The organism is Bacteroidales bacterium, assembly GCA_031275285.1.
Classification (GTDB): domain Bacteria; phylum Bacteroidota; class Bacteroidia; order Bacteroidales; family UBA4181; genus JAIRLS01.
Genome location: JAISOY010000123.1, coordinates 1 through 6,706 on the forward strand (window position 1 = coordinate 1; position 6,706 = coordinate 6,706).

A 6,706-nucleotide genomic window follows, 5' to 3' on the forward strand; every position below is an offset into this window, starting at 1 on the left:
TAATTTGATCAGTAATGCACGGATATCAAAATGAATGGAATCCAGCATTTTCCGGAAATTATCCAGTTGCTTTGACATTTCATAGACTACCTTCTTTTCTTTGGTGACAGCCTGTACCAGAAATGCTACATCATCTCCGAATTGTTCCTGTATTTGATCTATTGTGTATGGAGTATCTTCAACAACATCGTGTAATAAAGCTGCGATAATAGAATTGGTTCCCAGTTTTAATTCTTCACCGATTATACGCGCAACTGCAATGGGATGAAGGATATATGGTTCTCCGCTGTTACGCTTTTGTGGAAGATGTGCCTTGTAAGCCAGTTCGTAAGCTTCCCGGATCTGTTTCATTTCCTCTTCGGTTTTACCGGATAGGATTCCCTGAAAAAATAATTTTTTTTGTTCTTCTACTATTTGATCAAAATCAATGATTTGATTTTTCATCTGATGATATTTAAAAGTTGGTGGGATTAACAAACTGATTATGATGTTATCCGCAATTCAAATATACTATTTTTTACTGAGAATTGATCAAAAAATGGCATGATGATTGTTGTTTTATGAATTCCCGGAAATATATTCATTTGTGTATAAGTGAATTGTCTTTTATTGATTAGCTAAAACCAGTAAAAGCTTTTAAAAACCGGGAGAAAATATTATTTTGCCATAAAATAAAAGGGGATATTATGGAATTTGCAAGTTTGCCGCCAATTATAGAACATGTACCTGCTGTTGTATTTCGTTTGTCGCATAAAAAAGACAACTGGAGTACTTGGTTTGTTACCCAGAATATATCTATGTATGGCTACACTGCTGATGAATTTATGAGTAAAACTAAAAATTGGTTTGATATTGTTCATCCGGATGATCGTGTGTATGTCAGTAAAACTGTCAGCGATTACGAGGCCCACAATATTAATTTTTTTAAATTATATTACCGTTTGGTCAAAAAGAACGGTGATACTATTCCTATCACCGAGTACAATACTGTGAATCGTGATGAAGATGGGAACATTCTTTGTTATGATACGGTTATTCTCAGTAACTCCGACAATGAAAGCAATCAACAACTCATCGATAATCACTACCGCCAGCAAATAGTACTAAATGATATTTTGATGAGTTTGCATGATTCAGACCTGGATCATGCATTGCAGATCATTCTTGACCGAACTGGCGCCTATCTGGATACCAGTAGGGCATTGTTGTTTAAAGACAGTCCGGATCATAAGACCTGCAAGGTGGTATATGAGTGGTGCAACAAAGATATTTCTTCTGTCATGGCCCTTGACTACAGTATCACATATAGTACAGGTATGCCGGAGATATATATTGCACTACAAACGACCGGAAGCCTGTTGGTTAACTTTGGTGAAATTCCTGAAAACTGTAAAGAAGAGTTTGACGCAGAGGGGCTTATAGCTTCAGCTATATTTGCGATTTATCTTAATGGCGATCATTATGGCTTTGTTTGTTTTGATGATTGTGTGATTGAGCGTAAGTGGGATGAGGATACTGTCCGTTTCCTGAAAAATATATCAAACTTGATATCTACCGTATTGGTACGTCAGAATGCCGCAGAAAAGCAGAAAGCTTATGAGGCTGTATTGAACAATATGGAATCGTACATATTTGTCAATGAGCAAAAGTTACAACGGATTATTTTTGCCAACAGGGCTTTTAGGAATGCATTTGATATGGATTGTATCGGAAAAGATCCGGCACTATATTTTAGTATTGATTTTAAGCAGAAACAGGAAGAAAAAGGGAAAACAACTTATCCTGAGTTTTATTCGGAAAAAACCGGGAAATGGCTTTCGGTATCTTCTGAACAAATGACCTGGATTGACGGTAATAAAGTTCAATTGATTACTGCAGTAGATATTACCGAAAGGAAAATGATGGAACTGGAGCTGATAAAAGCCAAAGAAAGAGCAGAAGAGTCGGATTTGCTGAAATCATCTTTTGTGGCCAATATGTCCCATGAGATACGTACGCCTATGAACGGAATTATTGGATTTTCACAATTGATTTCCAAGGAAATTATGTCTGAAAAAGGGAACAAGTATTTGAATATCATCAATGATAATTGTAACATGCTGCTTAAGCTGATCGACGATATCATTGATATCTCGAAGATTGACTCCCAGCAGATGAAGATAGCGCTACAACCATGTGACCTGAATAATTTCCTTGATGAATTATATATCTTCTATGATCAAATACTTTCTAAAAAGAATAAAGTGGAATTTGTTATGGGAGAAATGCCCGGCCATTGTGCTAATATACTCACGGATCCTATACGTTTACGGCAGATACTCGGAAACCTGATCGATAATGCGATCAAATTTACAGATGTGGGTTTTATAAAAGTTGATTGTGTGATTTCCGGTGATGGATTGATCCATTTCACTATCACGGATACGGGTATCGGTATTCCGGAAAATAAACAGAAGATCATATTTGACCGTTTCAGGCAGGTAGAAGACGATTATATCCGGAATCCTTCGGGTACCGGCTTGGGTTTGGCTATTTCCAAAAGCCTGGTCAGTCTCCTTGGTGGAACCATTGATGTTGTCTCTACTTCTGGTGAAGGATCTGCTTTTCATTTTTCAATTAAATATTTACCTGTAGAATAAAGGAGAAATAATTCTTTATTCACATGAATTATAATTATATTGCATTTGTTTATTTTTGCATAATTCTAAAGAGATTGGTCATTTAATTAACTTATACAACAGATGGAATTAAGAAGAGAAATAGAACCTCAGTGGGAAAAGGCTGAAAAGATTTATCCTGAGGTATTGGGTCTGATTATCGATTACACAAACTATTGTGACATAAACGATGATGTGGACATGACGGAATATAAAAAACTGGAAGAGACTTTAACCCGGCTTACAGGAAAAGATATGTCCCAGTTCAATTTGTGGGAATGGTGGGAAGAAGAGGGAGCCGAAGTGTTGGCGTTCAGGATTTGTCTTCCGGATCCTCAGAAAGTTGAAGCTGTGACCAGGGATGAATTGACGGAGATTGTCGCCCGGATATTCCATTCACTTGACTTAACAGAGGAATCGGATGGCAGTTTTAAGGCTGAGTTTTCCTATTATATAGGTGATTATTACCATGATTTTCTAAAACTGAATTTCGAACATTATTCTGATGATCTTTTTAACAGGCAGAAAGATAAGGATGGAAATTATTTCGAATATTCCTCCGGACAAATCGTGGAAAAAATATGGAATACAACAAAATAAGAATAAAATGATTAAATGATTGATTGTTTGATGAAATATATTTTTTCTTTTTTGTTATTGTTTTGCCTGCAATTTATTAAAGCGCAGCAGGAAATATATTTGTGGACTGACGGAAAAGTACCTTATTCAACCGGTATAAACCTGACGGATAAAGTGGTGAATGAACGACAGGAGATTGTCGGTAAAGCGTCTATGTATGTTTATATGCCAAGTGCAGAGATGTTTGATGGAAGTGCCGTTTTGATATGTCCGGGAGGAGGGTATGGACGTCAGGCAATCTATAAAGAAGGACATGATATTGCAAAAGCCTTCAATATGATGGGAGTTGCTGCATTTGTTTTGAAATACCGTTTGCCTCAGGCTGAAAATGTAAAAAAAGACCAATCATATAAAGTTCCTTTACAGGATGCCCAGCGGGCATTGAAAATGATCCGGAGTAAGGCCGGGGAATGGAAAATAGGGGAGGACAAGATCGGAATTGCCGGATTTTCTGCAGGAGGACATTTGGCCGCATCAGCTGGAACTCTTTCCCGGAATGACTGGAGTAAAATAGGGGATCCGGTAGATACATTTTCCTGTCGTCCGGACTTTATGGTATTGTTGTATCCTGTTATATCTGCAGACCAACAGGTAACACACAGCGGCTCATTCAGAAATCTCCTGGGAGCCAATACCAGCGATGATTTATTGTATCTCTTTTCCTGTGAGAAACAGGTTACTTCAGAGACGCCTCCAACCATACTCATTTTGGCGGATGATGATAAGGGAGTGATTTCAGAGAACAGTATTGTATTTTATCAGGCACTCAATAAACATCGTGTTCCTGCGGCCATGCATATTTTCTCAAAAGGGGGACATGGTTTTGGAATACCCAAAAAAGGAGAGGCAGCTGTCTGGCCGCAACTGGTCAGAGACTGGTTGCAGGTCACATTGAAGAAGTAGATTCTAGCACATTCAGGTATTTTGTTTCAATATGCCGCATTTCCTCTTGTCCTTTCTCAGTTTTATCATTGTATCCGCATAAATGTAATAACCCGTGTACGATCACCCGTAGCAATTCATTGTGGAATTCAGCCTGATATTCTTTTGCATTTGACGATACGGTATCGATACTAATATACATTTCTCCGGATATTTTTTTGTTATCGGAATCATCAAAAGTAATGATATCCGTATAGTAGTCATGTTGTAAAAATTGCTGATTGATTTCTAATATCCTTTTGTCTGAAACAAAAATATAAGAAATATCCCCAATTTGTTTTTCCTCTTCACTGGCAACTGTTTTCAGCCAATGTTGTATTTTTCTTTTATCTTTTAAGTGGAATGTAATTCCATCGGAAAAAAAACGTATGGCCAATCCCTATTTTTTTATACGGAAAAATGTCATCCTAACAAAACTTCCATTGTCTTCAAATTCGATCTTATCAGAAAGCTTCGACATAAGAAATACACCTCTACCACTCATGTTCTCTATATTTTCAGGGGAAGTCGGGTCGGGAATATTCTCGTAATCAAATCCCGGTCCTTCATCTTTTACGGAAAGGAGTATCTTGTCTTCATCCAAAGTAAATACAAAATCTACATACTTGCTTTCATCAAGTTTATTCCCATGGGTAATAGCATTGTTGGCCGCTTCAAGAGTCGCAATCAATAAATTACCGTATACATCATGATCGATATTACATTTTGCAGAAAACTCATCTATGGTGCTTTCTACCAAATGCAGATTGTCTATTTTTGATGTAATTCTCAGTTTTTGCTTCATGCATTGTTCGGTTTACATATTATATATATACTTAAATCGACCCGATAAGGTTACGTTTTTCCTAGAAAAAAACGAACTTTTTAAGAAAAAATTATGTGCAAAAAAATATGGAAAACATATCGCTCTCAAAATGAATGTTTATGGCAATGGATTTATTTATTTTTTTATGATCCACTGTTCGGGATTCACTTTTTTCAGCTCTTCCCAGATCTCAAAGTGCAAAACAGCTGTTTTGGCCCCCTTTTCGGTATAGATTTTTCCAATGGTTTCTTTTGATTTTACTTTGTCTCCTTGCTTTACAGTTACATCAACGACATTCATGTATACGGTCCTATAATTACCATGTTGCAAGAGTATGGTGATATTTTCCCCTTTGATGCGCCACACCCTTGTTACTTCACCGTCGAAAATGGCCCTGACATCTGCATTGGCGACTGTAGTTATATCTATTCCTTCACTGCTGATTTTTAATTCTTTGTATATCGGATTCTGATTGACACCAAAAAATTTGGTAATAAACCCCCTTTCCGTCGGCCAGGGTAAACGGCCTTTATTGTCCTTAAAGTTGTTGGAAACCAAACGTTCTTCAGGGGTTAGCTTATCATACAATGTTTTTGAATTACCTTTACTTTTCTTGATTTCCGCGGTAACCAATCTATTAATTTCTTGTTGAAGTTTTTGTGCCTCTTTTTGTTTATCGGCAACTTTCTTTCTTAATTGTTTCTCTTTTGATTTTAAACCAGCTATTGATTTATTTTGTTCATTTTTGATCAATTCTAATTGTTTACTCTCTTTTCGTTGTTCTGCCAGTAACTTTTCTTTTTCCTTTTTTTGCGCAGCAAGCTCTTCAACCGATTCATTCAATTGTTTCTGGCTCTCATTGATCTCTTCCACCTGCTTTTTTTGAAATTCGCTATATTGCTGAAAATATTTCATCCGGCGGTATGCTTCATTGAAATCCTTTGACGAAAGAACAAATACCAGTTTATTGTATTTTCCCCTGTTTTTATATGCCTGACGTATCATCTCGGCATAGTCCGATTTCAGCTTTTCCACTTCGTTACCCATTTTTTTTATCTGGAGGGTGCTTTCATTGATCTGCCGGTCGGTATATTTTATTTCAGCATTGATATCGCTGATCAGCTGATTGTATTGTTTTTCCTGGACAATCAGGATATCTAATTTTTCAAGGGATTCTTTTTGACTTTGTTGTGTTTCTTTTAAGAACCTGTTCGTTTCTGCTATCTCCTGCAATGTTTTTTTTCGCTTGTCTTCCAGGCCTTGACGCGACTGAGCTGTCATGTCAAAAGAAGACAGAACAAAAATAAGGATAAGATAAAAATGAAAAATTTTCATATGATCAACAAAACTCTGATGCAAATTTCGCATTTTCCCGGCAAAAAGAAAAATATAATTCAATATACGGGTTTGTCATAGACCAGAAGGCTGGTGATTGATAGGTAAGAATTGTTTTAAACGTCATCGCTTTTTGTCATTACCAGCTTACCGTGCCTGATCCCTTTTAAAGAGATCAATCTGTCCGAGAGTTCGGTCAATCGTTGAGCCTTTCCTTTTACGGCAATAATTTCGAGACAGGTCTCATGGGATAAATGGAAGTGCTGTACAGCGAGTATTTCCTGATAATATTCATGCTGTAAGTCGGCAAGTTTATTTCCCAATAGAT

Annotated in this window: 8 protein-coding genes; 3 read left to right on the forward strand and 5 right to left on the reverse strand. The window is 36.9% G+C overall.

The genetic code is table 11. The annotated features are described in order from the left end of the window. On the reverse strand, positions 1-444 hold a 444-nt coding region (locus tag LBQ60_12850; GenBank protein ID MDR2038804.1), incomplete at its 3' end, for an HD domain-containing protein. Between the two features lie 242 nt (positions 445-686). Between LBQ60_12850 and LBQ60_12855 the strand changes: the two genes are divergently transcribed. The 3 genes from LBQ60_12855 (at position 687) to LBQ60_12865 (ending at position 4,199) form a co-directional block, all read left to right on the forward strand. Continuing rightward, the gene (locus tag LBQ60_12855) at positions 687-2,639 is read left to right on the forward strand and encodes a PAS domain-containing protein (protein MDR2038805.1); all 1,953 of its coding nucleotides are present in this window, start codon (positions 687-689) and stop codon (positions 2,637-2,639) included. Between the two features lie 102 nt (positions 2,640-2,741). Next, positions 2,742-3,257, forward strand: a complete 516-nt coding sequence (locus tag LBQ60_12860) for a hypothetical protein (protein MDR2038806.1) — start codon at positions 2,742-2,744, stop codon at positions 3,255-3,257. A 30-nt stretch (positions 3,258-3,287) separates the two neighbouring features. After that, positions 3,288-4,199 carry an alpha/beta hydrolase gene (locus LBQ60_12865; GenBank protein MDR2038807.1) on the forward strand — a complete coding sequence of 304 codons (912 nt, stop codon included), beginning with the start codon at positions 3,288-3,290 and terminating at the stop codon, positions 4,197-4,199. On the opposite strand, the gene ybeY is transcribed toward LBQ60_12865, so the two are convergent. From ybeY to LBQ60_12885, 4 genes are all read right to left on the reverse strand, one after another. Next, complete coding sequence (gene ybeY, locus LBQ60_12870; protein MDR2038808.1) at positions 4,183-4,614, reverse strand: rRNA maturation RNase YbeY; 432 nt, start codon at positions 4,612-4,614, stop codon at positions 4,183-4,185. The two genes, LBQ60_12865 and ybeY, sit on opposite strands and share 17 nt — an antisense overlap. A gap of 3 nt (positions 4,615-4,617) precedes the next feature. After that, on the reverse strand, positions 4,618-5,022 hold the full coding sequence (locus tag LBQ60_12875; GenBank protein MDR2038809.1) for an ATP-binding protein: 405 nt from the start codon (positions 5,020-5,022) through the stop codon (positions 4,618-4,620). 156 nt (positions 5,023-5,178) lie between these two features. Next, complete coding sequence (locus tag LBQ60_12880; protein ID MDR2038810.1) at positions 5,179-6,378, reverse strand: peptidoglycan DD-metalloendopeptidase family protein; 1,200 nt, start codon at positions 6,376-6,378, stop codon at positions 5,179-5,181. A 116-nt stretch (positions 6,379-6,494) separates the two neighbouring features. Continuing rightward, on the reverse strand, positions 6,495-6,706 hold a 212-nt coding region (locus tag LBQ60_12885), incomplete at its 5' end, for a nickel-responsive transcriptional regulator NikR (GenBank protein MDR2038811.1).